This is a genomic window from Novosphingobium sp. TK71, from assembly GCF_055361505.1.
The window spans coordinates 1,301,862-1,327,140 of record NZ_JBSZKA010000001.1; the positions used below are offsets into that span (position 1 = coordinate 1,301,862).

Sequence of the window (25,279 nt, forward strand, 5' to 3'; positions counted from 1 at the left end):
CGAGATGCTCACAGCGGCGGGCAGGCCTCCTCATTCGAGGAGATTACCAATGCCCAAGATGTCGACGCGCGAACGCCTCACCAAGATCGAAAGCGACCAGAAGAAGCTCGCCGAAGAGGCCGAGAATGTGCGCCGCACGCTCCGGCAAAGCTATGGTCTGATCTGCGCTGACCTTCCCGTCGAGCACTTGTCGGAGCGTGAGTTCAGGGATGTCGTGACGCATGCCATCAGGCTGGGCGGTCCGTCTGCGATCGCCGCGCTCAAATCGCAGACCTCTGTCACCGCCAAACTGCAAACTGCGCCGGAACGGCGTCCCGGCGACGAGCACGTCGGAGCCGCGCGCAGGAGGCCGCCGCCGGACCAGGGCGCCGCATCGCCGGGCGACGGACCCGTCTTCTGACGGGTCCCTGAGCCCGGCGATCTTCTCCCTCGCCGCACAAAAAAGGGCAGCCGGCAAAGGCCATGCCCTTGCCGGCTGCCCTGCATTCGAGGTCAGGCGTGATGCCGCGTCCGAACTGGGTCGCAGGCGATGAAGTGTGCGGGCACGCCGCCGCTACGCACCAGCCTTGCCAGATGCGACTGGAGCCCCGAGCCTTCGCAGACCACCGCTTCAACGGGCTTCAAGCGCATCATCGCCTCATTGCGCGCAAAGCCTGCGCGCTTGCCGTGCCGCCGGTCCAGCGTGAACGCCACCAGCTTGACGCCGGAGCGCGCCGCCCATGCCGCGGCTATCGCATCGCAGCCCTTGACCTGCGCGCTGGTGGCCAGAACCATCCCCGGAATGCGCGCCTTGATGCTATCGAGTTCGCGCCAGATCCGGGCGTGGTCCTCCCAGACCTGTCCTCCCGAAAAGAGGACGATCGGTCCACTCGGCGCGTTCACCTCGATGCGCTTTGCGCGCCGGGCGGCGAGGAAGTCGGCAGCGGCTATGACCGACGCCGTACGCTTGCCCGAGGTAAGCGTGGCGCGCGGGGAAGACCACGGATGGCCGGTTTCGGCGCGGAACATCTGCGCGGCGTGGTCCCGCATGCAGGCAAGCGCTTCGCAGGCTTCATCGAGCCCGTTGCAGAGCGCTTGCCCGTCCTCGATCCCCCCTGTCGCGATCTCGCTTCCGTCGTTTTCACGCACCTGCTCCCCGAGCTTGCGCGCCGCATGATCCGCCTCGCGCCCCAGCCCTTCGGCCACCTTGTGAAAACTGTGCACGACGCCCCAAGCGATGCGCTCGGCAAGGGGCTCGAGGCGTGTGTCGCGCAGCACGTCGAAGAGCGTCGTCACCATCATCTCGACGGCCAGTTGCACCTCGCGGGCCTCGGGCATGTCTGCCGTCACCGCGTCCTCGGCCACCGTGAGCCGCACCTCGTATGCCGTCTCAGCAAACGCGGCGGCGAAGGCGTCTGCGGGCTCGCGCCGTTCCTCGGCGAGCAGATCGGCAATCTCGGCAAAGCTGCGGGAAATCCGGTAAGCATCAGTCATCGTGACCTCCTTTTCTTGAAGAGGTCTTTTCATCGGCACGGGCTCCGAGCTGCGGGGTCAAGGATCGCGGGGCGCAGCCCCGTGACCGCGCCAGCGGCGATGGGGGCAACGATTTTGCGAAGCAAAATGGTGGGGCCCCGTCGTCCTTGAGGCCGCAGCGGCCCCGTGCCAGTCTTGGACGACCAGAGAGAGATGGGAGAGCTGGCCCGAAGGGGGTTCAATGCCCCCTGAGGGCCATTTCGGCAGGGCGCGAGTCCCGGACTAGGACAACAATAGGCAGTGCGCCCGCTTCCATTCGGAAACGGGCGCACTAGGTCTCGCGAACGATGCCAGCAGATCAGGCCCCAGGCGGGATATAGGCCTCGAAAGGATTGCCCTCGTGCAGGTGCCCGAAGGGCGTGAAGACGAAACCCTTCTCGTCATGACCTACCGCGCAGATGACATAGCGACGTTCGCCGGTCTGCGCGCAGGTGCATTCAAGGAGTGCGAGATGACCGTCTTGGGCGGCGCGGCGCATGGTTTCGAAATTGCGGCGAAATGTGCGTGGGATTGCCATAGTCGTTACCCTTCAAGCCGCCGCGCGCGGCGATGCGCCGCGCATCACCGGCCGTGCCAGAGGGATCGCCAACTCTGGCTTGCGGAAAGCATGAATCGGGATACCGGCCTCCCTCAGCAGTTGATAGAGGTTGGCTTGAAGCCCTGAACCTTCGCAGAGGACGGCCTCGACGGGTTTCAGGTCTACGAGCTTGCGATTGCGGGTAAAGGCGACCTTGCGACCCGATCCGTAGAGCCCATAAGTGACCAGCGGCACCCCGGTTTCCGGGCGGGATGCCCATGCCGCGGCGATGGCATCGGCACCCTTACGCTGACCCGTCGTTACCAGCGTCATGGTGGGCACGCGGGCATGGATCTGGTCGAGCCGGTCCCAGATCGGCCGCCAATCCGCCCACTGCGCAGGGCCGGAGAAAACCACGATCGGTCCCTGCGGCAAGTGGCGTTCACGCGCGGCAAGCGCACGCTGGCGCAGAAAATCCTGCGCAGCGATTTGACTTGCCGAGGACGCCCGCGAGACCCTGCTGCCGCGCGCGGGGGACCACGGCCAACCCGACAGGGCCCGGTACATCTCGGCGGCATAATCCCGCATGCATTCGAGCGCTTCGCGCTGTTCGGCGGTAGATCGACACAGGAGTTGCTTGTCCTCAAGTCTGCAGGTGAAGACCTCGCTCATGTCGGGAGAACGGGCCATTTCGCCGATCTCGTCGGCCAGTGCGTCCTCGCGCCGTTCAAGTTTCCCGGCAACGAAGTGGAACGAGTTGACGAAGCCCCACGCGAGTTCGGCTGCCAGCGGTTCGAGCCGGGTATCAGTGAAGAGATCGAAGATCGTAGCGACAATCCCCGCGCAGTCGGCCTGCGCTGCGAGCGGATCCGGCATCTCGTGCTCGGCGGCGGCCTCTCCCGGTTCGGAAATCGAGAGCGGCATGGGATCGCCGAAAGCGGCCCTGAATTCGGGCGTGGCTGTCATTTCAGCATAGAGTGTCTTCAGGTCTGCAAAACGGTCAATGGTCGAGGTACGGGACATGATGCGTCTCCCGCATGCGAGTGGAAAAAGCCGGGGGGTGCGCGCTGCGCGCCCCCCGGTGACGGTGTCGGCCTTCAGAAGGCGATCTCGTCATCGAGATCGTCCCCGAGTCCGCCCGGCAGCTCGTTCGTGAGCGAACCGGCCCCATCAGCGGTGCTATCGCCGAAACCGTTCCCGGTTCCGGCGCTCATGCGGTCCGCACCACCGGCTTCATAGTCACTCCGTCCACTGCGCGTTGCGGGACCGAAGTCGTCGCGGCGCTGCGGCCGCCGCCAGGCGACCCGCAGCCCTTCCTCCTCGCTGCCGAACAGCGCGATCGGCAGTGGCTCGGGAAGGCTGGGATCGTCGATCGAGCCCTGGAGGAATGCCTCGCCAGTGGTGTTGCGAGCGACAGCTTCCCACAGCGCACCGATCTGGACCCAGCGATTGCCGACATTGAGCGCGACGATCTCGAAGACCGGGGCGCGATCGTTGCCGCTCTCGACGGGACGCAAACCAAGGTGGGGCAGATCGATGGTGCGGGTGGCAATCGAGCCCATCAGACGGCCGTTGCGCAGCTGGAATTCACCAATGTTCATCTCAATTCTCCTTTGACGTACGCCGCTTCGAGCAATCCGAAACGACACCCTCAAAGGTCCCTCTCTTCTCCCGGCCCGTTCCCCTGCGGAACACTCTCCATCCATGTGCAGAGCGCCCCATTCGCACCCCGCCTGTGTTCATGCCTGCGACGGCTCCCTTTCGTTCGCGAGGTCGTTCAGAGACCGCGTTCAGCCGCCAGCCTATCGTTCGGCGATAAGCCGCTCGATTCTTCCCTGTAAGCATCATCGACAATCCAGCCCCCGCTGTTGGTGACATGAAAGGCGAGCAGTTCCGGCCCGCCGGACGTTTCTCGCCAAACCGGCCCGCCACTGTTCGACTTGAATGTCGCGATGTCGTAGAAGGCGAGGCCGGGTTCGAACCGCGTTACTCTGCCTTGCGCCGAGAGCAACTCCCACCCGCTGGGAAAGCCCGCGAAGCGAACCTTTTCGCCGACTTGACCAGGAAGGGTTGCGAGACGGAAGGGCTGCTGCACTTCGATTGTCTTGTTCAGACGTATAACCCCGAAATCGCGCGAGAAAGGCTTACCCGAGTATCCCGATGCATCGATCGTCTGCCAGGGTTCGATTACTTCGTCGATGCCTGCGGTTCTTGCCTGAGCGTTACCACAACGGACTTCGATGTCTCGAACGCGCGATTGGTCCTGATAGACATCATGCCCTGCCGTAAGCAGATATCGACCGCGGTACAGCACCGCGGATCCCGTGAAACAGGGTTTGAGGATCAATGCGGCCTTTCGGCTGATCCACAAGTGGCACAGGCTAGGGTCAGGACCCATTAATCACGCCTGCGAGGCACCGGAATGGCGAACATATCGGGCCAAAGCGGCTGCCGGGCGGGCTGGTTGCCCATCCAAAGCCGCTTTGGTTCGAGATGGAAGCCATTCCGGTGTCGCGGAGGGATTTGATCAAAATGGCCCAGTGCAGCTTCAGAAATGGCAGCCATGAAGCATTATGCCGGACTGGACCTGTCGATGGAAACCACGCAGATCTGCATCGTTGACGAAAATGGCCAGAGGCTGGTCTCGGAGAAGGTAGAGAGTTCCCCCGAGGCGATCGCCATGATGCTGGAGCGATATGGTCCTATCGAGCGAGCGGTTATCGAAACAGGACGCATGTCTCCGGCGATTTGCCTTGGACTGCGTGAACTGGGCGTCGCGGTCGTGTGTATCGATGCCCGCCAAGCGCACCAGAGCCTAAAGGCAATGAAGGCGAACAAGACCGATCCGCATGATGCCGCTCGCCCAGTTGGCACGTACCGGATTCTACAAGGAGGTGCACGTCAAATCCCCAGCAGCGCATGGTGTGCGCAGCGTCATCACCGCGCGGAGCCATCTGGTGGAAGCCCGCGTCCGGCTCGACAACATGATCCGTAGCCTTTGCGCCACGTTTGGCTATCGCCCGGGCGCCGGGTAAGGAAAGGCATTCCTCGAACGGATCATGCAGGCCGCCCACATTCCTGGTCTGGGAGACGCCATCGCCTCCTTGTTGTCGGTGCGTGCCGAGTTGATGGAGCAGATCAAGGAAATGGATCGGCGGTTGCGCGTTATCGCCAGTCAGTCACAAGCGTGTGAAATCCTCATGACCATTCCAGGCGTCGGAGTGCAGACATCGGCTGCCTTTGCAGCTGCGGTCGACGAGGCGGGCCGCTTCCGACAATCGCGCGATGCCGGCGCCTACTTCGGCCTGGTGCCCAGACGCCATCAATCGGGCGAACTCGACTGGACGGGCCGGATCACCAAACAAGGCGACGGGACCGTGCGCAAGTTGTTGTACGAAGCTGCCAACTCAATCCTGACCCGAAGCCGGGAAACCATCGCACTCAAGACGTGGGCCACGAAGATCGCCAAGCGGCGCGGCCTGAAGAAGGCCCGTGTCGCCCTAGCTCGGCGCCTCGCGGTCATCACGCACGCCATGTTGCGCGATGGCACTTTGTTCCAGGCGTGAGATGCAATAAAAGCGGTTTGCCAGCGGTGAAGCGTCAAAGCTGATCCGAGGACGGTGTCCCGAGAGGGAACGCAGGGACGAACGATCTGCGAAGGTAGTCAGATGGGCTGCAAAGCTCGCATCGAGTCAATGCAACGTTCGCCTCTGTGAGACCCGATACAGCACGACCAGGCCTCGCCTCGGCCAGTGCGGACAGATCCATGAAACCCTCAAGGGATCACACCGCCTAGCTTCTGCAATTACAGATCCTGACCCTAGCTAGGCATGCCTCGAAATGACTTTCGAAGCCGAGAGATGGGATGCAGCCTGCAGCGCAGAGCGACGCTTTCAGCCACGCTCCAAGCGTCGCTCTTCTATTTGACGAACCTCCGAATGGAACAGTTCGATGCGTCCCGCGACGTGATAGAGAACTTCGGTCGCTTGGTGATACTGAAATACTGCGCGATTGAGCCACCCTCGCCCAAGAGCGATCCGCGCAAGCTCGAGAAACTCGCACGCGCTGGCGTACCAGTATTCGGAGTGCTCTTGCCGAACAACTGCCCGATCCCCGGTTCTGGGATATTCCAATGGGTGCCCCGGAAGCTCGTATAGCATGATCCCTTCCAGCAGCGCGTCGCACAGGAAGGATCTGTTGCCCTTGAGATCGGCGTGGACCGCCTTGATCCTCTGCACCGTGAGGCTGACCGGAGCCGCGAGGCGCCCCAGGAGATCATACTCTCGCTGCATGCGCTCGGCGGCGACCGCCCAGTAAGCGGGCTGGTTTGCAAATCGGTCGTCGCTGACGACGACAAGAATCGAGTATTTCGGGCTGCGACCGCCGGGGAGCGGCACCGATCCCTCTACACGGGCATGTGCGCCGAACAATAAGACCTTCAGGATACGGCCATTGCGCTTCCAGTGTTGAGTGGCGAGCGCAATGGCGTCGTCGAATTCGGAAAAGAGAATGGCGAGAACTCGTTCGAGATCTTCACGCGCGCTCGCTGAAACATTTTTCTTCCCATCAGTATTGTCACTGAGATTTGCACACGCCCGGATCGCTAGCAATCACATCGCTCCCCCGAAAGATAGAAGAATACTCCTTCAAGACGCTCTACATGCCGCATCACAGCTGCTTTTCCAAAGCCGCACGTGAGAGGCAATGCATCTGCGACCCCCGCAGAGGCTCTGGTTGAGCAACATCCGGATGATAGCCAAATTCATCCTGACGTTGAGGTAGCTGGCCCGGAGGGATGTCAGCGGCGAGCAACGATACCTTTTCCTGATCGGTCGCCGTCACCAATCGCGTACCGGTAGCGCAAGTCACGGATGCAGATCGCGCTGCGCCGGCGGCCGCGAAAGTACGCTGGTGCAACGTCGATGCGAAGTGTCGGAAACAAGAAAATCCTCGATTATCCGATGTGATATGTTTGCGGTCGACCAACAACCGGCGAAGGTGCCGAGCAGATATCGGAACGGGTATTGGGACAGAAAACGATCGAAGAGCGCCAGAGCCAGGAACGAGCGCACCTGACCGCAAACTATTGGGTAGCGACATTGCTTCGTCGCGAACTATGCAGACAACCTGTCACGCCGCGCCACCCCCGTTCTGTCCAATAGCGCCGTTGGAACCACATATCGACATTGTGCTTTACTCGTTTGCCAATTGGTACAAGAACAGCTCCACTCAAAAGCGCCCAGAAGAGGGGATCCCCATGTCTGATACTGAGCAGTCCGAGCTCGCCCGCCTGACCGTCGAATTGCTCAGCGCATTCGTCGCCAACAACACAATCTCGAGCGAGGCTCTGCCAGGTCTGATCGAAGCCACCCGTTCGGCACTTGCAGGGGAATCGGGCGAAGCACCGATGCCGGCTCCGGAATTCAAGCCGGCGGTGACGATCGAGGAAAGCCTTGCTTCGCGTGACCACATCGTAAGCTTGATCGACGGAAAGCCTTACCGGGCGTTGAAGCGTCATCTTACCAACAATGGCCTGACGCCGGAACAATACCGTGAGCGCTACAATCTTCCAGCGAGTTACCCGATGGTTTCTCCCAGCTATTCCGAACAGCGTCGTGCTTTTGCGAAGGCTGCCGGACTGGGTGGAAGCGCTGGTAAGCCAGTATCGAGCGCCGCGCCGACTGCCAACGTCGCAAAGCCGGCCGCGAAGGCTGAAACCTCGCCGGCGAAAGCAACCCGCAAGACGAGTACAAAATCGGCCACCAAGTCAGCGTCCAAGCCTGTTGTCACCAAGACGGCACCGGCTTCAGCAGCAAGCGCGCCTGAACCGGTAACACCGGCAGCGAAGAACGAAAAGGCTGCTGCGGTCAAGGCTGCTGCGGTCAAGGCTGCAGCTGGAAAGGCCGCTTCCAAGGCGAAGGCAACGCTGGCTATGAAGAAGCCGGTTGCCGCATCGGCGGAGCCTGCGGCAAAGACCGGCGGGAACACTTCAACCAAGACGCCCGCCGCTCCTGAAAGCAAGTCGGAGGCAAAACTCGCATCGCGGCCACGATCGTCTGCCAAGGCCTCAGCCAAGTCCGCCGGAAATTCGGCTCGCAAGATGGCGCGCCCGCCGGCAAGTGCTCCGGCGACGATCCCGGCTGGCGTATCGGGCGTGCCCGCTGTTGCCCAATCCGCTCCAAAATCCGCAGCCAAGAAAGCGGCAGCCGGGAAGCCCAAGACCGCAAAGCCTGCGACCGCCAAAGTCACGAAAGCGAAGACCAGCCCCCCCGTAGCAACCGAGGCAACTGCTGGCGATCTGCGTGCCAAGAGCGTGCCCGCAAAAGCCAAGGCGGCGGGCGCCAAGAAGACCAAGCTGACGCCGAAATACGGCTCGGTCACCGTACCGCAAGCCGCCACCCCTGAGGCTACGGCTCGCGTCCCCGAAACTCAGGGCACGGTGTCCGCGCCGAGTGACGCGCCGGCATAAGTGCAATCTCCTGGGCGGCGCACGATCGTCTGCCTGGATTAAAAAGAGCGGCCATCTTCCTGGGATGGCCGCTCTTTTTTTAGCGATCCAGATTGCCGGAGTAGATGGCAATGTTGGTCAATGGATCTCGGCTAGAAGGATCTCGCCGTCTCGGGGCCACTGACTTGTCACCATCACGGGGTGAAGCGGATTTTCGGTTCTGACGATGTACTGCGCCGCGCCGGTCTGCGCCCGCAGGCGCAACGCAACAACATAGGCATTCTGAAACGACGCCAGCCTGGCGCGTATTGCAGAGGATCGCATGAAGTGAGCTCCTCACAAGCGGGCCCCAACACGAGAAAGCGGCCAGAACGGTCGGTCCCGCAGCTGTACCCGCTATCAGGGGTAATCAGCAAGGTGCCAACGACCCCGGGCAGTGATCGCAGTCGTCCTACGGTACTGGAACGGACAACGGCCGGCGATGATCACCGGCCACGCCCCTCCTGACCCCCAGAATGTGCCCACGCAGTGCATCACAATCGCTACAGGTCGTCTCCGATGGCTCGTGCGCACAAAATCTGATCCGCACCCGACAAGACCCTCTCGTCGTAATAGGGGCTCTGCTCGACCCGCAGCAGGGCCAGGGAGACGGCGGCGTCTGGATCGACGATGGTCATTGCGAATTCTTCAGCCGCGTAACAGGGGCTGCCGCTGTAAAAGTCGATCCGCACGCGCATCAGTTCCGTCCAGGCAACCTGATCGGTCATTTTCGGTACTCCCGGATAGGACGTACGGGGGGATTGCGGCCATCAAGGCCGCAATCCCCCAGCCATCAACTCGCGCGCTCAAGAAGCCTGCGAGCCTTGCCTTCCAATTCAAGCCGGTCGTCCTGATGAACCTTGCTACGGGCCGTGGCAGTAATGCCCTGGACAAAGTCATAGAGCGAGCTTGGGGGATGACCTTCCTCGTCGAGGACAGTCGCTATGATGCGGCCCGTGTCCCCCTTCGAAAAACCGCGACCGCGCAGAAAGGAGATGCGGTCCTCATCGTTTCTGGCAACGATACGCTCGCGCGCGGTGCGTATGCCCTCGATGAAACTGCGAGGCGAAGAGCCCGCGAAGCGTGAAAGCGCAGGGGCTGCATGTTCAGCGAAGCGATTGGCAGCAAACTTCGAGTGCCGGATATTGATTTCCTCGAAGTTCTCTACCCCCCACAGGTTGCGGTTCATGCAAACGGCGCGCAGGAAGAAGGTGGCGATACCGAGGGTTTTCGAACCGACCTCGGAATTCCAGCAATAGAAGCCTTTGAAAAAGAGGTCCGGCTCGCCGCTCGGCAGCTTGCCCGCCTCGATCGGATTGGTGTCATCGACGAGGAACAGGAAGACGTCGCGATCGGATGCATAGAGCGTGGTCGTATCGCTCGTGACATCGACATGGGGGTTGTAGGTCATCGTCGACCAGTCGAGCACACCCGGTACCTTCCAGCGCGTATCACCGGTGCCGTTGCCAGCGATTCTCATCACTGCCGCCACGAGCTCATGGTCCCAGATACGGCCGTAATCGGGACCGGTCACGGCCCGCAGTTCCGTCCGGCCATCGCGGGTTTCCAGCATTTTCACATGCTCACCGCGGTGCGAGAGCAGGCCGTGCTGCAGGTTGATCCCGGCGAGCGTCGCCGGAAGCCCTCTGAGGTAGGCACTGGGAGCGCCGACGAGGCTGCAAAGCTGCCCGAACGACCAGTTGGTCGGCGCAACGGGCTCTGCGCAGCCCGGGGTTAGCAAAGTCAGGCGATCGGCATCGCCGGGTTCTGCGCGGACTTCGATAGCGCGGCTCTCGACTATCCGGGTGGTTGCAGCCTCAGCCCGTGCGAGCATCATTGCGTGAAGGTCGCCGAGCGAAAGGAAGCGTTCGTCGGCCGGGCGGGCAAACCATTCCGAGGACACGCGCGAAACATTCTCGCCCCGGCTGACGTCGACGCGGTACGGTGCCAGAGGCTGCACTTGCGGGAGGCTGGATGAATTGGTCATGTTCGTGATCTCCGTACGAGGTTCCAGGCCGCGGACTGCCAATCATCCGCGCCCCTTTCCCTCCCCCCTTCCCTTTGCGCGACTGGAGAGCGGCAATGGCGGTTAGGGGGCGGTCGCCCCCGTGGAGGAATTGATACGGCTCGACACGTCATCGCCCTTGCCGGCTGCGCCAGGCCATGTTGACAAAAGGGATTGCCACCCCGGTCGAGTTCTTGTTCAAGCCTACCTTTTGGAAGGACAGGCATGGATCGCGGCGACCTGAGCGACGCAGAATGGGAATTGATCGGGCCGCTGCTTCCGCCCGAGCGTGGCAGGCATGCCCGTCCCTGCCGGAGATAATCGGCGCTATTTCAACGGAATGCTTCATGTCCTGCGGGTTGGCTGCCCTTGGCGGGACATGCATGAGCGATACGGGAAGTGGGACTCGGTCTACGTCCGCTTCCGCCGTTGGGCCGAGCAGGGCGTCTGGGATGCCATGCTGCAAACACTGGTCGACCTTGGCCTGACCGACGACTGGCAACACATGATCGACAGCACCACGATCCGGGGGCACGTATCGGCCGCTGGCGCTAAAGGGGGACGTGTAAGGAGGCTCTTGGTCGATCACGCGGCGGTTTTACGTGCAAGATCCACGCCCGCTGCGACAATCAAGGACTTCCTCTCGGCTTCCACCTGACCGGCGGCGAAGCGTCCGATTACAGCAGTGTCGATGACCTTATGGCCATGCCGGTGCCGAAACCCAGGGCCTTGCTTGCGGACAAAGGCGATGACGGCGACCGCTTTCGCGAGAACCTGCCGCTGAGCAATATCCTGCCCGTCATCCCGCCGCGCTCGAACCGCAAGGCACCGGAGCATCCCGACTATCGCCGCTACGCGATCGCAACCGGATCGAGCGCATGTTCGGCTTCCTCAAGCATCAGCGACACATCGCCACGCGCTTCGAAAAAACCCCGCTTTCCTATATCAGCTTCCTCAACCTTGCTGCCACCAGGCTATGGCTCAAGCATTCTATCAACGCGACCTAGCCGTGCCGCTCACATCACCAAGACCGCGCCAACGTGACAGGCAATTTCAATTTTACAATGAAATTAGCCGCGTCCTCGCCCCGCACCTTGGAAATCGGGGCGGTGGCGATCACTGCCGCGCCTTTTTCCGCAACCTGTTAATAAAATTCTGGCCGAACATGCTTCAAACTGGAGGCAATTGATGGTCAATATCTGGATATAGCCGCAAAACCCGATCAATACTGGTTTATTCTCAGTGATATAAGTATGTTTGCTTATTGCGAGATTCTCAGCCTCAGCGAAGTCTTCCCTGACTTTTTGAAATCGTTCAGGGTGTTTGGCGATGCAGGAGCCGAGACGCGATACGGAAGTATTGTTAGACGAAAGCACTCATCATAGTATCGCGGCTCAAGTTTCTGCCCTGGCCGGAGCAATGGCCCTTCAAGCCTGCGGTGGCGACGATTCCGGGCCGTCGCCGGCGGCAACGCCGACGCCTGAGGTTCCCGCCCTTCCCATCGGTCTTCCACAGCAACGGGCAAGTCGGTTCCTCAATCAGGCGACGAACGGCGCAACCAGAACCGAGATCGACGCTGTGGTAAACGGCGGGATCGATGTTTGGCTCGATGATCAGTTCCTTATTGCCCGAGGGCAAAGCCACTGGGACTGGTTGGTATCGCAAGGATATAATGGATCGCAATACAAGAGCAACACATCTGCATGGGACTATAGCGTCTGGAGGCAAATAATTTCATATCCAGATCAGCTCAGGCAAAAGGTTTCCTTGAGCCTGATGGATATATTTGTCGTAAGCTTGGTCGATATACCTGGAAACTGGAAGCCATTCTCTATCGCAAGCTACATGGACACACTTCTCGAAAATGCATTTGGTAATTTTCGTTCGCTACTAAGTGCCATCACGATTTCCCCCGCGATGGGCGAGTTCTTGACCTACATCGGAAGCAAGAAACAGAGTTCATCAGGGAAAATCCCGGACGAGAACTATGCCCGAGAACTGATGCAGCTGTTCACGATAGGACTCTATGAGCTGAACCTAGATGGTTCATATCGCCTTGATAGCGATGGCAACCCGGTCGAGACCTATACGCAAGACGATGTTTCGCAACTCGCGCGCGTTTTCACCGGGTTCTCCTATGCGTCAAGCGACCGGAGCAGTCCTGAGTACCGGCGGATGCATCTCATTATTTCTCCTGGCAGCAATGAAACGGGAAGCGCGACATTCCTGGGCTTCAGAGTGAACGGCGGAGGCATGGCTGCGGTGGAGGCCGCGCTGGACGTCATATTCCAGCATTCCAATGTGGGCCCCTTTTTTGCAAAAGGTCTGATCCAGCGTCTTGTTACGAGCAATCCTACGCCAGGATTCATAAGTAGAGTAGCGACTGTATTCAACAATAACGGAAATGGTGTGCGAGGCGACATGAAGGCTGTCGTCAGGGCGATACTGAAAGACAACGAAGCACGCAGTGACAGCCTTGTCACGAATGATCTGGCCGGCATGCTCAAGCCGCCCGTGCAGCGACTGGCAAACTGGGCGCGGGCCTTTCGGGTCAATTCAGTTTCGGGTGCGTGGAAAGTTGCAAGCACCGCAGATGCCAGAACAGCGATCGGACAATCGCCGGGCCGCAGCCCGTCGGTCTTCAATTTCTTCCAGCCCGACTATTCACCTTCACATACCGAGCTTGAAGCGCATGGTCTGGTCTCGCCGGAGTTTCAGATAGCCGACGATCTGTCGATCATTGGTTACGTCAATTTCATGAGCAAGGCCGTAAACACGGGACTGGTGAAGAACGATGTGGTGGCGGACTACTCCGACCTCACTCCTCTCGCGCCCGATGCCAAGGCGTTGGTGGCTGAAGTGAACTTGCGATTGGCCGCAGGTCAACTCCCGCTCTCGACATGCCTGACCATAGAGCAGGCGGTGAGCACCATTTCCATCAACAAGACGAGTGGCCCGCTGGACAGGGCGAAGGTTGCCGTTCTTCTTGTCATCTCGTCATCCGACTACTTGACGCAAAGGTAAGATGGCAATGTTTATCCATACCGACCAATCTCGCCGTGCGTTCCTTCATCGGATGAGCCAGGCGGCTCTGGCTGGAAGTGCATCCGCGCTCACAGGCAGCCTTAGCTTGATCGGAGAGGCCGCAGCCGCAACCGCTTCGGACTACAAGGCCCTGGTCTGCGTCTTTCTTGTTGGAGGGAACGATCACGCAAACACGCTTCCTCCCTATGATGCTCCGAATTATGCGCTCTATCGTACGCCTCGAGACGAAATCGCGATCGAACGTGAGCTTCTTGCAGCGACAGTGCTTCAGCCCGACAATGACCTCGGCGGGCGACAGTTCGCACTGAATCCGGCGTTGATGCCCTTGCTGCCTGTTTTCAATCAAGGCAGTTTGGCCGTTCTGTTGAATGTGGGCACGCTAATTCGGCCACTGGTGAAATCGCAGTACAATCTCTGGTCAAAGAACGTTCCGCCCAGACTATTCAGTCACCGCGATCAGCAGGAATTTTTCAGGACCTGCAACGTCAATGACCCAACTACAGGATGGGCTGGGCGAATTGGCGACCTTTTGCAATCAAGCAACAGCAACAAGGCAATGACGTGCATAAGTACAAATGGCCGAACGGTTTTTCTGTTCGGGAGCCAAACCGTACCCTACTCTATTGGAACCGCCGGCGCAAATGAGCTGCTTGCAGGGGATGAAGCCCTCTACAAGTCCGAGGCGCTCTACGGTTCCCTTGTGAGGGTGATGACCGAGGCAGGCGGCGGGATGTTTTCGCGGGATCATGCCTCAGCGGCTTCGCGTGCCATCAATCTGAGCGCGCGCTTCAACTCAGCTCTGGACGGCATGCCTGCTTCGAGTTTTCCGCTGTTTCCCGCCGAAAACGACTTGGCATCCCGACTTCAGGCCGTCGCCCGGACAATCGCGGTCTCTTCTGAACTTGGTACGAACAGGCAGGTCTTCTACGTAACAATGGGTGGGTTCGATACTCACAATGGAATTCCCGACAAGCATCCAGTCCTGCTGGCAGCCCTCGCCAACGCGCTTAAGGCATTTTTCGACACGACAGTGCAATTGGGCGTGTCCGACAAGGTTACCACCTTCACGGCTTCCGACTTCGGGCGAACGCTGTCGTCTAATGGCGATGGGTCGGATCATGGTTGGGGCGGCACCCATTTCATCATGGGCGGGGCCGTCAAGGGACGCAGAACCTACGGAACACCGCCAGCTATCGGGATTGGCACGAACGACGATGTCGGAGGAGGTCGTTTGCTGCCGACAACCTCTGTCGATCAGTATGCTGCAACGCTGGCAAGCTGGTTCGGAGTGGCCGCTAACGATTTGCCGCTCGTTCTGCCTAATCTGGTCAACTTCGATCCATCTACTTGGAATATCGGATTTGTATAAGTCCATCGCTCTGTGCGATGAACTGTTTCCACCGGGGTATTCGAATGAGCGGGAGAAAGCAGTGCGTTCCGGCTTGAATAGGTGTCTAAATCTGTCGATCCTTGCGTTCGGTCTTGCACCGGCAATCGCCCATGCACAGGCGGGCACGCGCGCCGATCCGGCCGGTTCCGGCCCGATCGTGGCCGCGCTCGGCTGGCTTCAGGGGACGCTGCTTGGCAATGTCGCCACGGCGGTTGCGGTCATGGCGGTTGCCGCGGTCGGCTTCATGATGCTGACAGGCCGCATGAACTGGCGGTTCGGTGCCACGGTCATCATCGGCTGCTTCGTGCTGTTCGGCGCGGGCGCGATCGTGACCGGCATCCAATCGGCCGCGGGCTGAGGACGGCTGATGAGCCTCGCCCGCTATCCGGTGCACCGCGCGCTTACCCGCCCGCAGATGTTCGGGGGCGTGACGTACAGCTTCTTCATCATCAGCGCTGCGGTGACGACGGAGATATTCCTCATCACCAAGAGCTTCTGGGCGGTGCCGGCGGCGATCGCGATCCATGGCGCGGGATACCTCGCCTGTCTTCGCGAGCCCCGGGTGTTCGACCTGTGGATCGCCAAGGTCAGCAAATGCCCGCGCGTGCCGAACTGGCAGCGCTGGGGCTGCAACAGTTACGCGCCCTGATCCTGGCCCGGGTACGGGTCTGGATGCGGGGAAGCGGGGGAAATGACGATGGCCGGAAACAGGAAATCGGTTCTCAAGGGTTGGGGAGCCAGGGAAACGCTGGTCGGAGACCGGCTGCCTTACCAGGCGCTGGTGGACGAGAATGTCGTGCTGCTGCGCGACGGCTCGGTCATGCTCTCGCTGATGGTGCCGGGGCTCGCGTTCGAGACTGCCGACAGCGATGAGCTCAACGCGCACGTCGCCACGCGCGAAGTGCTGCTGCGTTCCTCGCTGGATGCCCGCTTCGTGCTTTACCACCACGTGATCCGCCGCCGTGTGCAGATCGCGATGGGCGGCCAGTTCGAGGACCCGCTCGCCGCGCATATCGACGCGCGCTGGCGGGCCCGCACCGGATCCGGTGCGCTCTTCGTCAACGACCAGTTCATCACCCTGGTCCGCCGCCCCGCACGCGGCAAGGCGGGTTGGCCGGACAAGCTCTCGCGCATGCTGAGGAACAAGGGGTCCGCGCCGGTCGAGGCCGATCTCGCCGACGTGCGGGCCTTGCGCGCGGCCGCCTCGGCCATGGTCGCCTCGCTGGGTGCCTATGGCGCGCGGCTGCTGGGCGACTACGAAGGGCAGGCCGGTGCGTGCTCCGAAGTGCTCGAACTGCTTTCCGCGCTTTACAACGGCGAGATGCGCCCCGTGCGCCGCCCGGCCGAGGGCACCGACATCGGCCACATGCTGCCCTACCGGCGCATCAATTTCGGCATGGATGCGCTGGAGCTGCGCGGCGCGGCCAGCGCCTCGTTCGCCTCGGTCGTCAGCCTCAAGGATTATCCCGACAGCACTGCGCCCGGGCTCACCGATGCGCTGCTGCGCCTGCCTTGCGAACTGGTCTTGACCGAGAGCTACGCGCCTTCGGACCGCCAGATCGCCCGCGAGCGCATCGACCTTGCCATCCGCCGTCTGCGCTCGGCGGACGAGGAAGCCATGGCCGAGCGCCGCGAGATGTCGGCCGCGCGCGATGCGCTGGGAACCGGCGCGGTCGGTTTCGGCGACCATCACCTTTCGGTGCTCGTGCGTGCGGATACGCTGGACGCGCTTGACGAGGCGACCGCGCTTTGCGCCGCCTCGCTCGCCGATGCCGGCGCGGTGGCGGTGCGCGAGGACGTCAACATGGAGCCCGCATTCTGGGGCCAGCTTCCCGGCAACGAGGCATTCATCGTGCGCCGCGCGCTGATCTCCAGCGCCAACATGGCCTGTTTCGGCTCGCTTCACGGCTTTGCTATGGGGCAGGCGAGCGGCAATCACTGGGGCGATGCGGTGACATTGCTCTCCACCACCAGTTCGACGCCGTTCTTCTTCAATTTCCATCAGGGCGATCTCGGCAACTTCACCGTCATCGGTCCGTCGGGTTCCGGCAAGACGGTGGTCATGAACTTCCTGGCCGCGCAGGCGCAGAAGTTCGGGCCCCGCACGGTGCTGTTCGACAAGGATCGCGGCGCCGAGGTGTTCCTGCGGGGCATCGGCGGCATGTACAGCCGCGTTGCCGCCGGCCATCCGACCGGGTTCAACCCGCTCTCGCTGCCCGACACCGCCGCTAACCGCGCCTTCCTGCGCGACTGGCTGGGCGTGCTGCTCGAAGCGCGCGGCCCCGAGGAACTGGCGACGATCGCGGGCGCGGTGGACGCGGCCTATCACAACGATCCCTCGCTGCGCCGGCTCTCGCACTTCCGCGAACTGCTGGCCGGTGCGCGGCGCCCGCAGCCGGGCGATCTCGCATCGCGCCTAGATGCATGGATAAGCCATGGGCCAAACGGGGGAGGCGAGCACGGCTGGCTGTTCGACAACCAGCATGACCGTCTCGACCTTTCCGCCCGCGTGCTCGGTTTCGACATGACGGCGCTGCTGGAAAGCCCGCGCCTGCGCACGCCGGTCATGATGTACCTGTTCCACCGCATCGACGAGCGTCTCGACGGCGAGCCGACGATGATCCTCATCGACGAGGGCTGGAAGGCGCTTGACGACGAAGTCTTCGCCGCCCGCATCCGCGACTGGCTGAAAACGCTGCGCAAGCGTAACGCGCTGGTGGGCTTCGCCACCCAGTCGGCGCGCGATGCGCTGGACAGCAGGATCGCCACCGCGCTGGTCGAGCAGACCGCGACGATGGTGTTCATGCCCAACGCCCGCGCCCGGCATGAGGATTACTGCGAGGGCTTCGGCCTGTCGCAGCACGAGTTGGACGTCATCAAGACGCTGCCCGCGCAGTCCCGCTGCTTCCTGGTCCGCCAGTCCGATGCCTCGGCGGTGGTCAGGCTCGACCTGTCAGGGATGCCCGAAGTGCTCACCGTGCTTTCCGGCCGCGAGAGCACGGTGCGCAAGCTCGACCAGCTTCGCGAGCGTTATGGCGACGATCCGGCGGCATGGTATCCGCGCCTGACCGGTTTCCCGTGGCCCGGCGAACCCGAAGAGGTCGAGGACGAGGACGCCTGGATCGAGGCGGCGGAGTAACCCGGCCATGAGCACCGCCTGCGAACAGCTCACCGAAGTCGCATCCGCCGGGGTCGCCCCGGCGCTGCGCGCGGTCGATTGCGTGGCCAACGAGATGGCCTCGGCAGCGTTCGGCCGCCTGTTCGGCGCCGAGGGGGCGATGGCCCCGGTGCTGAATTTCGCGACCAACTGGATTGCCTATCAAGGCGTGGTCTGGAAGCATGCGGTAGGAGGACACCGTTGCCTTCAGACAGCCTGAAGACAAAGCCGACGGAAAAAAACTTACAACGTCCTTACAAATCTTTCACAACCACCCCAGTAATAAGCTGCTATCGAGGTTTTCGAAGGATGGAGTGCAAAGGAAGACCGCATTCAGATGGTCGAATTGCCCGACTGTGCCTCATTGTCATCGATACCGGCACTATGCCGGAGGTGATCGATTGCCATGGAAACGTGGGATGCTGCGATGCTTTGGTGCGCGGCATCGAGATTAGCCAGCGCAGCCTCTAGCTCCGTGACCAATTCTCTGACTTTCTCGATCGTAATGGGTGCAGCCATTGCCCTACCTCTCACATGGGGGATAGGGACTAGCACGTATAAACTGCGCTTTCGAGCGGATATGCGTTAGGAAGCGACCCGAAGCTTCAGATATTTTTTTATTAGCGAGCAAAGAATTCCAGGCATTCGGCAACCGCCGCATCGCCCGTGTCAGTCAGTTCGATGAAAAACCGGCGACCGTCCCGTTCGTCGCATTTGCGCTCAATCAGGGCCCGCTCTTCCAGCAAAGCCAGCCAACGAAGTGCAGTTGTTGCAGGAACGCCCGACGCTATACCAGCAGACGTGACGCTGACTTTGCGCCTCAGATGTCGATTGACGAAAAGATCCAGCAGGATGTCCCACGCAGGTTCGCCGAACAGCGCTTGATCCAGAACCGACCCGCGCTGCCTGCGCATCCGATAAAGAGACTGCGCCAGATCGACGAGTGCCTCTTTCGAGCGTGCCGGCGCGGTCGGACGGAAATCCCCTTCCAGCACCGAATCAATGCCGCAAATCAATTCACTTAGAGTAATACGTATCTCATTAAGATCAGGAGATTTTCCTGAAGTCATTCGTCCAAACAATTGCGTCATTTCACACCCCTCAACATGAGAGGGGGAAGCTGAATGAATTTCCGAGCCGCAACAACCAAAGAACAGCAAAAACAGTCCCGGAATTTCATAAATTTAATCAATTAGGCTTTCATTCTCCAAAATTCTCCTCGAACCTAACAAAAATCAGTCATGTCAATTTGTTAACAACCAAATAATCTAAATATGGATAACTCTCTTGTTAAATCACGAGGAGGACTGCGTGAAAAAAGAGAACGATGGATCGCTGCAGACCCGCCGCTTGAATCTTGGGGTCATCCTAGGCGGGAACGGTATACTTTGGCTTGTTTTGGCAGGCTTCATCATGGGCGTATTGTGGTGAATCTCGCAAAACGTCTGTCAGCTACTCAGCCGTCAGGCACTCTACCTAACGGCGCTCACCCAAAGTTTCGGGAGAAACTTGCAGGTCACGTCACAATCTCTAAGCTGTCAACATATCCCTAGGCTCAGGACCCTGTGCCGATACCCTTCCGCAGTCGACGATTGGCGGCGCTGGATAGACGATACACTCAAGGCGGCATTCCAACTCTGCGGCGCTTGCTGCGCGCTGCCGCATGTGGATCGCACGCACAGGCGATCGTTGACGGTATGGGACCGGTTCTCCGCGATTCAGGCGAATTTTGACAGGCCCTCTTGATACCATTCCAGGTGGACTACGGCTGATGGGTGACGAGGGGACTTCGGTTTCAACACGGTTCGATTTAGGACCTATCTGAATGCATCAATCGAGGATGGCAATTGACGCTGCGCGCCTGCTAGCGCAATTCCTTAGGACCCAGAATAAGGGTGGAGGGGACGCAACATGAGTATAATCGTGCAAGCAGCACGAGCTTTGGCAAAGTCCGAAAGTGGATTTGACGATTGGGACGGACTTGGCGCCGACCTGCAAGAGGAACTTCAAGAAAACGTCCGCGCTGTGATCGAGGCAATCCGGGAACCTTCGGCCGAAATGGACAGGGCCGGTGAGGCGATTTTACGCGCTTGCAGGAGCTCCGGCGGAGATAGCGAAGCACGTGAAGCGTGGGGCGTGATGATTGAGACGATGTTAACCGAAATGATCCCGCCAACGCCTTGATCATGAAAGACAATAAGTTGTAGATTTGTCCGTCGCAGAGTGGTCCCCGAAATATCGAGTAGATAGCGAGAGAGGTAGGTTTTTGACCGGAGCTTCGTGATTCTCACTGCGATGGACGAATTTTTCTCGAATGCGCAGAAGTCCGGACACTATCCAGCCATTGGACGCTCGGGCTGTCGGACTGGTTGGTAATAGAAAACTGATGGGGTCGTCTAATCGCCACTCCTATTGCAAGCAGATTTTGAGCTGACCGTATGCCGGGTTCAGGGTCGTCTTCGCGGTCGGCATGGGCCGCCGCACGGTGGGTCTTCGGTGGACGGAACCTTCCTATGTGGACGGCGCACTCGGCAGAAGCCGGTGCATCCCATCAAGCGGAATGGTTCAGCCCACGTCCCGGCAGGGACGGATCCGTTAGCCGACTGCTCGCCGGCGAAGTTGCTAGGCTGGCGCGCCAGCGGTCTTGTCGAATAGCTCCCCTGACTTGAGCATGGCATGCATCACTACCGAGAGCTTCCGCGCCACCGCAACTGCAGCGCGCTTGAAGCCGACGCGTTCTCGGAGCTTGAGGCCCCATTCTCGTAAGGTACTTTCAGCCGAGCTGCGGGTAAGGATGACGCAGGCCGCTTCGTATAGGAGGTTTCGCACCTGGTGATCGCCGCGCCGGGAGATGTGCCCATTGTAGTCCACCTGGCCTGATTGGTATCGTCGTGTGGTCAGGCCGAGCCAGGCGCCGACGGATCGCGAGGTTCGGAAGTTGGCTGGATCTTCCACGGCCGTCGCAAAGGCGGTCGCAGTGACGACGCCAACGCCTGGGATAGACATCAGCAACTGGCAGGCCTCGCTCTGACGCGCATCGCCAATCAGGCGCCGCGTAAGTTCGGCGGCGCGCATACGCACGCTGCGCCAAGCTTCGAGCAGCGGTAAGATGATACCCGCCAGGTCCGAACTCTCGCTCAACTTGGTGCATACGTTTGCGTCGAATGTACTGCCCTTGCCTGCAGGTACGACGAGGCCGAACGTCTTCATCAGGCCGCGGATTTGGTTTGAGATCTCGGTCTTGATCCTGACCAATTTCGTTCGAGCTGCCACCAGCGCTCGGGTCAGCATGCTGTCGCAGCCCTTTACCCGAACCTCTCGATAGAAGCCGACTTCGGCCAGATGCGCTAAGCCGTCTGCGTCGTTGGCATCGGTCTTATTGGCTGCCATGTCCAACGCCGCTTTGGCGTGACGCGCATCGACGCAAATAGCTGGTAACCCCTCAGCCTGGAGAGCGTGGAAAAACCAGACCGACAAAGGACCAGTCTCGAAGATAACTCGCTCTGGTTCTTGGGCATGCTTGCGGACCATTCGGGCAATGGACTCTGGATCTGAGGCGCACTTGCCTCGCCAGACCCGCTTGCCGTCGCGCCGAACCGAGATCGCAGTATCTTTCATCGATACGTCGAGGCCGATATATTCTCCCATGGCTGTTCTCCATCAGATGCTTGGGCCCGGCATCGCGTCGTGAGCCCGTACTTCCATCTTATCGGGGAACAGCCACCCCTTTCCATGTCTAGCTGACCAGGGCCGACTCGCTTCCCGCGATCACCCCATGTGGACGCCCCCCGACAGCCTTTATGGCAAAGTGGAGGTGTTGAAGCACCACTGAGGAGGCGTCCGTGTCACAGGTTACCACAATCGGTCTGGATATCGCCAAGAACGTTTTCCATGCGCATGGTGCTGACGAGCGGGGTGCGATGGTTTTCAGTCGGAGGCTGACGAGAGGCAAACTGCTCGAATTCTTCGCCGGTCAGCCAGCCTGTGTGGTGGCGCTCGAAGCGTGCGGTGGCGCCCATCATTGGGCGCTTCAGCTGCAGACAATGGGGCACGATGTGCGGCTGATCCCGCCATCTTACGTGAAGCCATTCGTGAAGCGGAACAAGAACGATGCGATTGATGCTGAAGCGATTGCCGAGGCTGCGCAGCGCCCAGGCATGCGCTTCGTGGCGGTGAAGAGCGAAGAGCAACAGGCCGCAGGGCTCGTGTTCCGCACACGTGACCTAGCGGTGCGGCAGCGCACTCAGCTGATCAACGCCATCCGCGGGCACCTGGCGGAGTATGGTTGGGTAGCACCGCGCGGCACAGCGCATATGACAATGCTCGCCGACCTGCTCGAGGATGAGGAAATGACTTCAAGTCTGCCTGCAGCGGCACGGTCCATGTTCAAGCTGATGGTCGACATGCTGGCCGATCTCGACAAGCAGGTTGCCGTGCTGGACCGTGAGATCGCACGGTGTGCTAAGGAAGATGAAGCAGCCAGGCGGCTAATGACCATTCCGGGGATCGGTCCTATCGCGGTGACCGCCATCATCGCACTGGCCCCGCCGGTCGAGACGTTCCGTAAGGGCCGCGACTTCGCGGCTTGGCTTGGCCTCGCCCCCCGTCAGCACTCGACCGGCGGCAAACAGCGGCTTGGCAGCATATCGAAGATGGGCGAGCGGACGATCAGACGACTACTGATCATCGGCGGCAGCTCAATGGTACGCCAGGCATGCCGGTTTGGCGCGCATGGTCTGGGCGCTGCTCACCAGAAAGGAAGATTACAGAGCTCCGACAGCTGTCGCGGCGTAAGCCAAGACTGCGGTCAGAGGCGTCGGGGACGTAGGCGGTCGAAGGAGGGTATGGCACAACAGTCAGCGAGACCGGGCTGGAAGAACCAGGGAATGGCAGAGCGCTAGCCAAGCGCGTAAAACTGTAATGGATCCAGTCCGCGAACTCCCATACTGGCCCGCAGCTTATGGCGCTGCTCATCGAGGCCGGACAGATGACAGCATCCGACTACGTGCCAACATACCCCGATTTACTGCTTGCATCCGAAGGGGCGTCCACAGTTGCTGTTTCGACGGGTCGCTGCCCTATCACGAGCGGATCGGGTTAGGCACACACAAAAAGTTATCGATATATCTCGGTACGGTTGACGCTGGTGGGATTGCAGCCCTTCCCTGCTGCAAAGGCGATAAGTTGCTGATGCATGTACGTTGCTTCTGCGGTACCTTCAGGCCCTCGCGCCGCCAGATACGCTCGACGCGCTTGCGGTTCACCGCCCACCCCGCATCGCGCAGCAGCGCCGTCACCCGGCGATAGCCGTAGCGACCATATTGCCGGGCCAAGGCCACGATATCGGCGGTGAGCGCTTCCTCGTCGTCCGCCCCACGCGGTATCTTGCGCTGCGTCGATCTATGCTGGCAAGCACCCGACATATCCTGCGTTCGGACACTGCCATGATGCTGCGCACATGATCGATGCACTGCCGTCGGCGCGCAGGGCTCAGAAGTTTCCCCGAGCTGCCTCCTGCAAGATCAACTTGTCCAGCGTCAGATCTGACACCGCCCGCCGCAACCGAGCGTTTTCCTTCTCAAGCTCTTTCATGCGCCGAGCCTGGTCCATCTTCAGGCCGCCATACTCCTTGCGCCAGCGGTAGTGGCTCTGCTCGGTGACGCTGATCCGGCGACACGCATCCGCCACCGTTCCGCCCTGCGCCAGCACGATCTCCGCTTCACGCAGCTTTCCGATGATCTCTTCCGGCTTGTGCTTCCTCGCCATTCCATTCCTCCCTCGTGGCCAAATCTAAAACAGAATTTGGGCCACTCAGAAGGGGGCAGATCAGTCAAGCTCCTCATGGATAAGGTTGTGAGCACATTTCTCACGAAAGGCTCTCACCACAAGTATCGGAAGGGAAGCCAGACAGTGATCGTTCCGCACCCCAAGAAAGACATTCCCGGCGGGACCTCCCGGAACATAGCGAAGACGGTGGGCTGGCTCTGCCCAGCCCCACCACTCCGGGCTTGAAAGGAATGACCGTGAAATACTTCTACGCAATCATGGAGCAGGACGGCCACAGCGCTTATAGCGTGACGTTCCCGGACCTTCCCGGCTGCTTCTCGGCCGCGGACACCGCCGAAAAGGTTCTGCCGAACGCCTGCGAGGCGCTGGACCTCTGGTTCGACGATCAGGATGAGGTTGAGCCGAGCCGTCTTGACCAGATCAAGGCGGCAGCGGCCGAAGCGCTGGCGGCCGGCGCGACGATCATCGCCGTTCCCCGCATCGTGAACGACCACCGCGTCGCACGCGTGAATCTTTCGCTCGAGCGCGGCATTCTGGACGCGATCGACAAGGCGGCCGCCGAGCGCCGCCTGACGCGCAGCGCATTCGTCGCTCAAGCCGCGCGGAACGAAATCCAGGGCGCTCACCGCTGATCGCACAAATTGGCCGTATTTCCCGGATCATGCCTCCGAATCGGAGCGGTTCGACGTCGTGAACGTGCCTTTTCGGTTTGGCGCTTACCGCAGGGCTCTGATCCGAATTCAGGAGCCTAACCCTTACCTCACCTGAGTGAGCAGTGCTCCACCTTTGCGGAAAGAAAGGGCCACAGCCCCCTCGGCGTCAACTGGGCCGAGATTGATCGGCAAATCCCGATAAGTGCCGCGTCCGAACCGCTCGCGATTGGGCAGCGACTTGTCGTAATAGCAGTTAACTATTCTCAGCCAGTCCGAAAGCCTGAGTGTCCAATGTTCTGGATCATGCCCGGACTTTTTTACGTTCGCGAGCAGTTCTTCCATCGCAGTGAGAATCACGACAGTCTTGTCCAAAACAGCCTCTCTCATTGGCTAATAAGTACCCAATCGATATACTGTTATGAGTGATTGTTCAAACCATAGATTTCAATTTCTTGAGCTCGAGAAGTGCCATTTTCATACAAAATCACAGGATACAGAGGTTCCGCAATAGAATGGAGTTGAAGCAGATTCCTCGCCCGCGCCTATTAAATCGCAGTCATGCGAACGTGACGTCAAAGGAGTGTATTTGAAGCAGCGCTCGAAACGGGAAGCGCTGGTTGCGCGCCAGCTTTCTTGACCCGCGGCTCTGCCGTCCGATCCAAAATCAGCGGCGAGCTATCAACGCGGCAGAGCTCGAATGCCTCCTCCGGCGTGCCTTCTGTCCTG

24 protein-coding genes and 4 pseudogenes are annotated in these 25,279 nt (G+C 60.4%); 14 read left to right on the forward strand and 14 right to left on the reverse strand.

The genetic code is table 11. The annotated features are described in order from the left end of the window. Positions 1-49: 49 nt before the first annotated feature. Entirely contained in the window at positions 50-400 is a 351-nt protein-coding gene (locus ACXJ16_RS21735) for a hypothetical protein (protein WP_463921915.1), read from the forward strand. Between the two features lie 92 nt (positions 401-492). Here ACXJ16_RS21735 and ACXJ16_RS21740 read toward each other — a convergent pair whose 3' ends face one another. The 5 genes from ACXJ16_RS21740 to ACXJ16_RS21760 form a co-directional block, all read right to left on the reverse strand. Beyond that, the gene (locus ACXJ16_RS21740) at positions 493-1,473 is read right to left on the reverse strand and encodes a DUF2493 domain-containing protein (RefSeq protein ID WP_443478317.1); all 981 of its coding nucleotides are present in this window, start codon (positions 1,471-1,473) and stop codon (positions 493-495) included. Between the two features lie 337 nt (positions 1,474-1,810). Continuing rightward, positions 1,811-2,029 carry a DUF6117 family protein gene (locus tag ACXJ16_RS21745; protein WP_463921917.1) on the reverse strand — a complete coding sequence of 73 codons (219 nt, stop codon included), beginning with the start codon at positions 2,027-2,029 and terminating at the stop codon, positions 1,811-1,813. A 12-nt stretch (positions 2,030-2,041) separates the two neighbouring features. Further along, on the reverse strand, positions 2,042-3,052 hold the full coding sequence (locus tag ACXJ16_RS21750) for a DUF2493 domain-containing protein (RefSeq protein ID WP_443478319.1): 1,011 nt from the start codon (positions 3,050-3,052) through the stop codon (positions 2,042-2,044). Positions 3,053-3,126: 74 nt separating this feature from the next. After that, positions 3,127-3,630 carry a DUF736 domain-containing protein gene (locus ACXJ16_RS21755; protein WP_463921920.1) on the reverse strand — a complete coding sequence of 168 codons (504 nt, stop codon included), beginning with the start codon at positions 3,628-3,630 and terminating at the stop codon, positions 3,127-3,129. Positions 3,631-3,806: 176 nt separating this feature from the next. Beyond that, positions 3,807-4,376 carry a trypsin-like serine peptidase gene (locus ACXJ16_RS21760; RefSeq protein WP_463921922.1) on the reverse strand — a complete coding sequence of 190 codons (570 nt, stop codon included), beginning with the start codon at positions 4,374-4,376 and terminating at the stop codon, positions 3,807-3,809. 216 nt (positions 4,377-4,592) lie between these two features. Here ACXJ16_RS21760 and ACXJ16_RS21765 point away from each other — a divergent pair. After that, positions 4,593-5,595: pseudogene (locus ACXJ16_RS21765) on the forward strand (IS110 family RNA-guided transposase). Between the two features lie 327 nt (positions 5,596-5,922). Here ACXJ16_RS21765 and ACXJ16_RS21770 read toward each other — a convergent pair. Further along, a complete protein-coding gene (locus ACXJ16_RS21770) occupies positions 5,923-6,639 on the reverse strand; it encodes a hypothetical protein (RefSeq protein ID WP_463921924.1) in 717 nt (238 codons plus the stop codon). Positions 6,640-7,196: 557 nt separating this feature from the next. On the opposite strand from ACXJ16_RS21770, the gene ACXJ16_RS21775 reads away from it, so the two are divergent. Continuing rightward, positions 7,197-8,498, forward strand: coding sequence for a Ros/MucR family transcriptional regulator (locus tag ACXJ16_RS21775; protein ID WP_463921926.1), 1,302 nt, complete (start codon positions 7,197-7,199; stop codon positions 8,496-8,498). Positions 8,499-8,615: 117 nt separating this feature from the next. On the opposite strand, the gene ACXJ16_RS21780 is transcribed toward ACXJ16_RS21775, so the two are convergent. From ACXJ16_RS21780 to ACXJ16_RS21790, 3 genes are all read right to left on the reverse strand, one after another. Beyond that, the gene (locus tag ACXJ16_RS21780) at positions 8,616-8,801 is read right to left on the reverse strand and encodes a hypothetical protein (RefSeq protein ID WP_443486857.1); all 186 of its coding nucleotides are present in this window, start codon (positions 8,799-8,801) and stop codon (positions 8,616-8,618) included. A 218-nt stretch (positions 8,802-9,019) separates the two neighbouring features. Next, positions 9,020-9,244 carry a hypothetical protein gene (locus ACXJ16_RS21785; RefSeq protein WP_463921928.1) on the reverse strand — a complete coding sequence of 75 codons (225 nt, stop codon included), beginning with the start codon at positions 9,242-9,244 and terminating at the stop codon, positions 9,020-9,022. A gap of 65 nt (positions 9,245-9,309) precedes the next feature. Continuing rightward, the gene (locus ACXJ16_RS21790; protein ID WP_454798408.1) at positions 9,310-10,503 is read right to left on the reverse strand and encodes a DUF932 domain-containing protein; all 1,194 of its coding nucleotides are present in this window, start codon (positions 10,501-10,503) and stop codon (positions 9,310-9,312) included. A 243-nt stretch (positions 10,504-10,746) separates the two neighbouring features. Here ACXJ16_RS21790 and ACXJ16_RS21795 point away from each other — a divergent pair. The 7 genes and pseudogenes from ACXJ16_RS21795 to ACXJ16_RS21825 all read left to right on the forward strand — a co-directional run bounded on the left by ACXJ16_RS21795 (position 10,747) and on the right by ACXJ16_RS21825 (position 18,333). Beyond that, positions 10,747-11,528, forward strand: a pseudogene (locus ACXJ16_RS21795) (IS5 family transposase). Positions 11,529-11,850: 322 nt separating this feature from the next. Then, positions 11,851-13,545, forward strand: a complete 1,695-nt coding sequence (locus ACXJ16_RS21800) for a DUF1800 domain-containing protein (RefSeq protein WP_463921930.1) — start codon at positions 11,851-11,853, stop codon at positions 13,543-13,545. A 1-nt stretch (position 13,546) separates the two neighbouring features. Then, positions 13,547-14,935 carry a DUF1501 domain-containing protein gene (locus ACXJ16_RS21805; RefSeq protein WP_463921932.1) on the forward strand — a complete coding sequence of 463 codons (1,389 nt, stop codon included), beginning with the start codon at positions 13,547-13,549 and terminating at the stop codon, positions 14,933-14,935. 97 nt (positions 14,936-15,032) lie between these two features. Beyond that, positions 15,033-15,314 carry a TrbC/VirB2 family protein gene (locus tag ACXJ16_RS21810; protein WP_454798751.1) on the forward strand — a complete coding sequence of 94 codons (282 nt, stop codon included), beginning with the start codon at positions 15,033-15,035 and terminating at the stop codon, positions 15,312-15,314. Between the two features lie 9 nt (positions 15,315-15,323). Continuing rightward, complete coding sequence (locus tag ACXJ16_RS21815) at positions 15,324-15,605, forward strand: VirB3 family type IV secretion system protein (RefSeq protein WP_463921934.1); 282 nt, start codon at positions 15,324-15,326, stop codon at positions 15,603-15,605. A 48-nt stretch (positions 15,606-15,653) separates the two neighbouring features. Beyond that, positions 15,654-18,095: a VirB4 family type IV secretion/conjugal transfer ATPase gene (locus ACXJ16_RS21820; protein WP_185997858.1), complete on the forward strand. Its 2,442-nt coding sequence runs from the start codon at positions 15,654-15,656 to the stop codon at positions 18,093-18,095. A gap of 7 nt (positions 18,096-18,102) precedes the next feature. After that, positions 18,103-18,333, forward strand: a complete 231-nt coding sequence (locus tag ACXJ16_RS21825; RefSeq protein ID WP_463921936.1) for a hypothetical protein — start codon at positions 18,103-18,105, stop codon at positions 18,331-18,333. Between the two features lie 113 nt (positions 18,334-18,446). On the opposite strand, the gene ACXJ16_RS21830 is transcribed toward ACXJ16_RS21825, so the two are convergent. Then, the gene (locus ACXJ16_RS21830) at positions 18,447-18,632 is read right to left on the reverse strand and encodes a hypothetical protein (RefSeq protein ID WP_454798416.1); all 186 of its coding nucleotides are present in this window, start codon (positions 18,630-18,632) and stop codon (positions 18,447-18,449) included. Between the two features lie 101 nt (positions 18,633-18,733). Next, entirely contained in the window at positions 18,734-19,204 is a 471-nt protein-coding gene (locus tag ACXJ16_RS21835; RefSeq protein ID WP_454798417.1) for a hypothetical protein, read from the reverse strand. Positions 19,205-20,024: 820 nt separating this feature from the next. Here ACXJ16_RS21835 and ACXJ16_RS21840 point away from each other — a divergent pair. Further along, positions 20,025-20,297 (forward strand): hypothetical protein, encoded by a 273-nt coding sequence (locus ACXJ16_RS21840; RefSeq protein WP_463921938.1) that lies wholly within the window; start codon positions 20,025-20,027, stop codon positions 20,295-20,297. Between the two features lie 438 nt (positions 20,298-20,735). Here the strand turns inward: ACXJ16_RS21840 and ACXJ16_RS21845 are convergent, their stop codons facing one another. Then, positions 20,736-21,761: an IS110 family RNA-guided transposase gene (locus ACXJ16_RS21845; RefSeq protein WP_463921940.1), complete on the reverse strand. Its 1,026-nt coding sequence runs from the start codon at positions 21,759-21,761 to the stop codon at positions 20,736-20,738. A gap of 194 nt (positions 21,762-21,955) precedes the next feature. On the opposite strand from ACXJ16_RS21845, the pseudogene ACXJ16_RS21850 reads away from it, so the two are divergent. Further along, positions 21,956-22,907: pseudogene (locus ACXJ16_RS21850) on the forward strand (IS110 family RNA-guided transposase). Positions 22,908-23,314: 407 nt separating this feature from the next. On the opposite strand, the pseudogene ACXJ16_RS21855 reads toward ACXJ16_RS21850, so the two are convergent. After that, a pseudogene (locus ACXJ16_RS21855) lies at positions 23,315-23,879 on the reverse strand (IS3 family transposase); the annotation flags it as partial. A gap of 75 nt (positions 23,880-23,954) precedes the next feature. Here ACXJ16_RS21855 and ACXJ16_RS21860 point away from each other — a divergent pair. Further along, complete coding sequence (locus ACXJ16_RS21860) at positions 23,955-24,125, forward strand: type II toxin-antitoxin system HicA family toxin (protein ID WP_463921942.1); 171 nt, start codon at positions 23,955-23,957, stop codon at positions 24,123-24,125. 11 nt (positions 24,126-24,136) lie between these two features. After that, positions 24,137-24,532, forward strand: coding sequence for a type II toxin-antitoxin system HicB family antitoxin (locus tag ACXJ16_RS21865; RefSeq protein ID WP_463921945.1), 396 nt, complete (start codon positions 24,137-24,139; stop codon positions 24,530-24,532). Between the two features lie 123 nt (positions 24,533-24,655). On the opposite strand, the gene ACXJ16_RS21870 is transcribed toward ACXJ16_RS21865, so the two are convergent. Next, positions 24,656-24,895 (reverse strand): hypothetical protein, encoded by a 240-nt coding sequence (locus ACXJ16_RS21870; RefSeq protein WP_463921947.1) that lies wholly within the window; start codon positions 24,893-24,895, stop codon positions 24,656-24,658. Positions 24,896-25,279 lie beyond the last annotated feature (384 nt).

Coding starts and splice junctions, on each gene's coding strand:
- ACXJ16_RS21780 (WP_443486857.1), bottom strand. CDS start 8,801: ATGCGATCCTCTGCAATACGCGCCAGGCTGGCGTCGTTTCAGAATGCC.
- ACXJ16_RS21805 (WP_463921932.1), top strand. CDS start 13,547: ATGGCAATGTTTATCCATACCGACCAATCTCGCCGTGCGTTCCTTCAT.
- ACXJ16_RS21750 (WP_443478319.1), bottom strand. CDS start 3,052: ATGTCCCGTACCTCGACCATTGACCGTTTTGCAGACCTGAAGACACTC.
- ACXJ16_RS21735 (WP_463921915.1), top strand. CDS start 50: ATGCCCAAGATGTCGACGCGCGAACGCCTCACCAAGATCGAAAGCGAC.
- ACXJ16_RS21800 (WP_463921930.1), top strand. CDS start 11,851: ATGCAGGAGCCGAGACGCGATACGGAAGTATTGTTAGACGAAAGCACT.
- ACXJ16_RS21830 (WP_454798416.1), bottom strand. CDS start 18,632: ATGGCTGCACCCATTACGATCGAGAAAGTCAGAGAATTGGTCACGGAG.
- ACXJ16_RS21870 (WP_463921947.1), bottom strand. CDS start 24,895: ATGGAAGAACTGCTCGCGAACGTAAAAAAGTCCGGGCATGATCCAGAA.
- ACXJ16_RS21790 (WP_454798408.1), bottom strand. CDS start 10,503: ATGACCAATTCATCCAGCCTCCCGCAAGTGCAGCCTCTGGCACCGTAC.
- ACXJ16_RS21845 (WP_463921940.1), bottom strand. CDS start 21,761: ATGGGAGAATATATCGGCCTCGACGTATCGATGAAAGATACTGCGATC.
- ACXJ16_RS21840 (WP_463921938.1), top strand. CDS start 20,025: ATGAGTATAATCGTGCAAGCAGCACGAGCTTTGGCAAAGTCCGAAAGT.
- ACXJ16_RS21755 (WP_463921920.1), bottom strand. CDS start 3,630: ATGAACATTGGTGAATTCCAGCTGCGCAACGGCCGTCTGATGGGCTCG.
- ACXJ16_RS21815 (WP_463921934.1), top strand. CDS start 15,324: ATGAGCCTCGCCCGCTATCCGGTGCACCGCGCGCTTACCCGCCCGCAG.
- ACXJ16_RS21745 (WP_463921917.1), bottom strand. CDS start 2,029: ATGGCAATCCCACGCACATTTCGCCGCAATTTCGAAACCATGCGCCGC.
- ACXJ16_RS21820 (WP_185997858.1), top strand. CDS start 15,654: ATGGCCGGAAACAGGAAATCGGTTCTCAAGGGTTGGGGAGCCAGGGAA.
- ACXJ16_RS21835 (WP_454798417.1), bottom strand. CDS start 19,204: ATGACGCAATTGTTTGGACGAATGACTTCAGGAAAATCTCCTGATCTT.
- ACXJ16_RS21785 (WP_463921928.1), bottom strand. CDS start 9,244: ATGACCGATCAGGTTGCCTGGACGGAACTGATGCGCGTGCGGATCGAC.
- ACXJ16_RS21740 (WP_443478317.1), bottom strand. CDS start 1,473: ATGACTGATGCTTACCGGATTTCCCGCAGCTTTGCCGAGATTGCCGAT.
- ACXJ16_RS21825 (WP_463921936.1), top strand. CDS start 18,103: ATGAGCACCGCCTGCGAACAGCTCACCGAAGTCGCATCCGCCGGGGTC.
- ACXJ16_RS21860 (WP_463921942.1), top strand. CDS start 23,955: ATGGATAAGGTTGTGAGCACATTTCTCACGAAAGGCTCTCACCACAAG.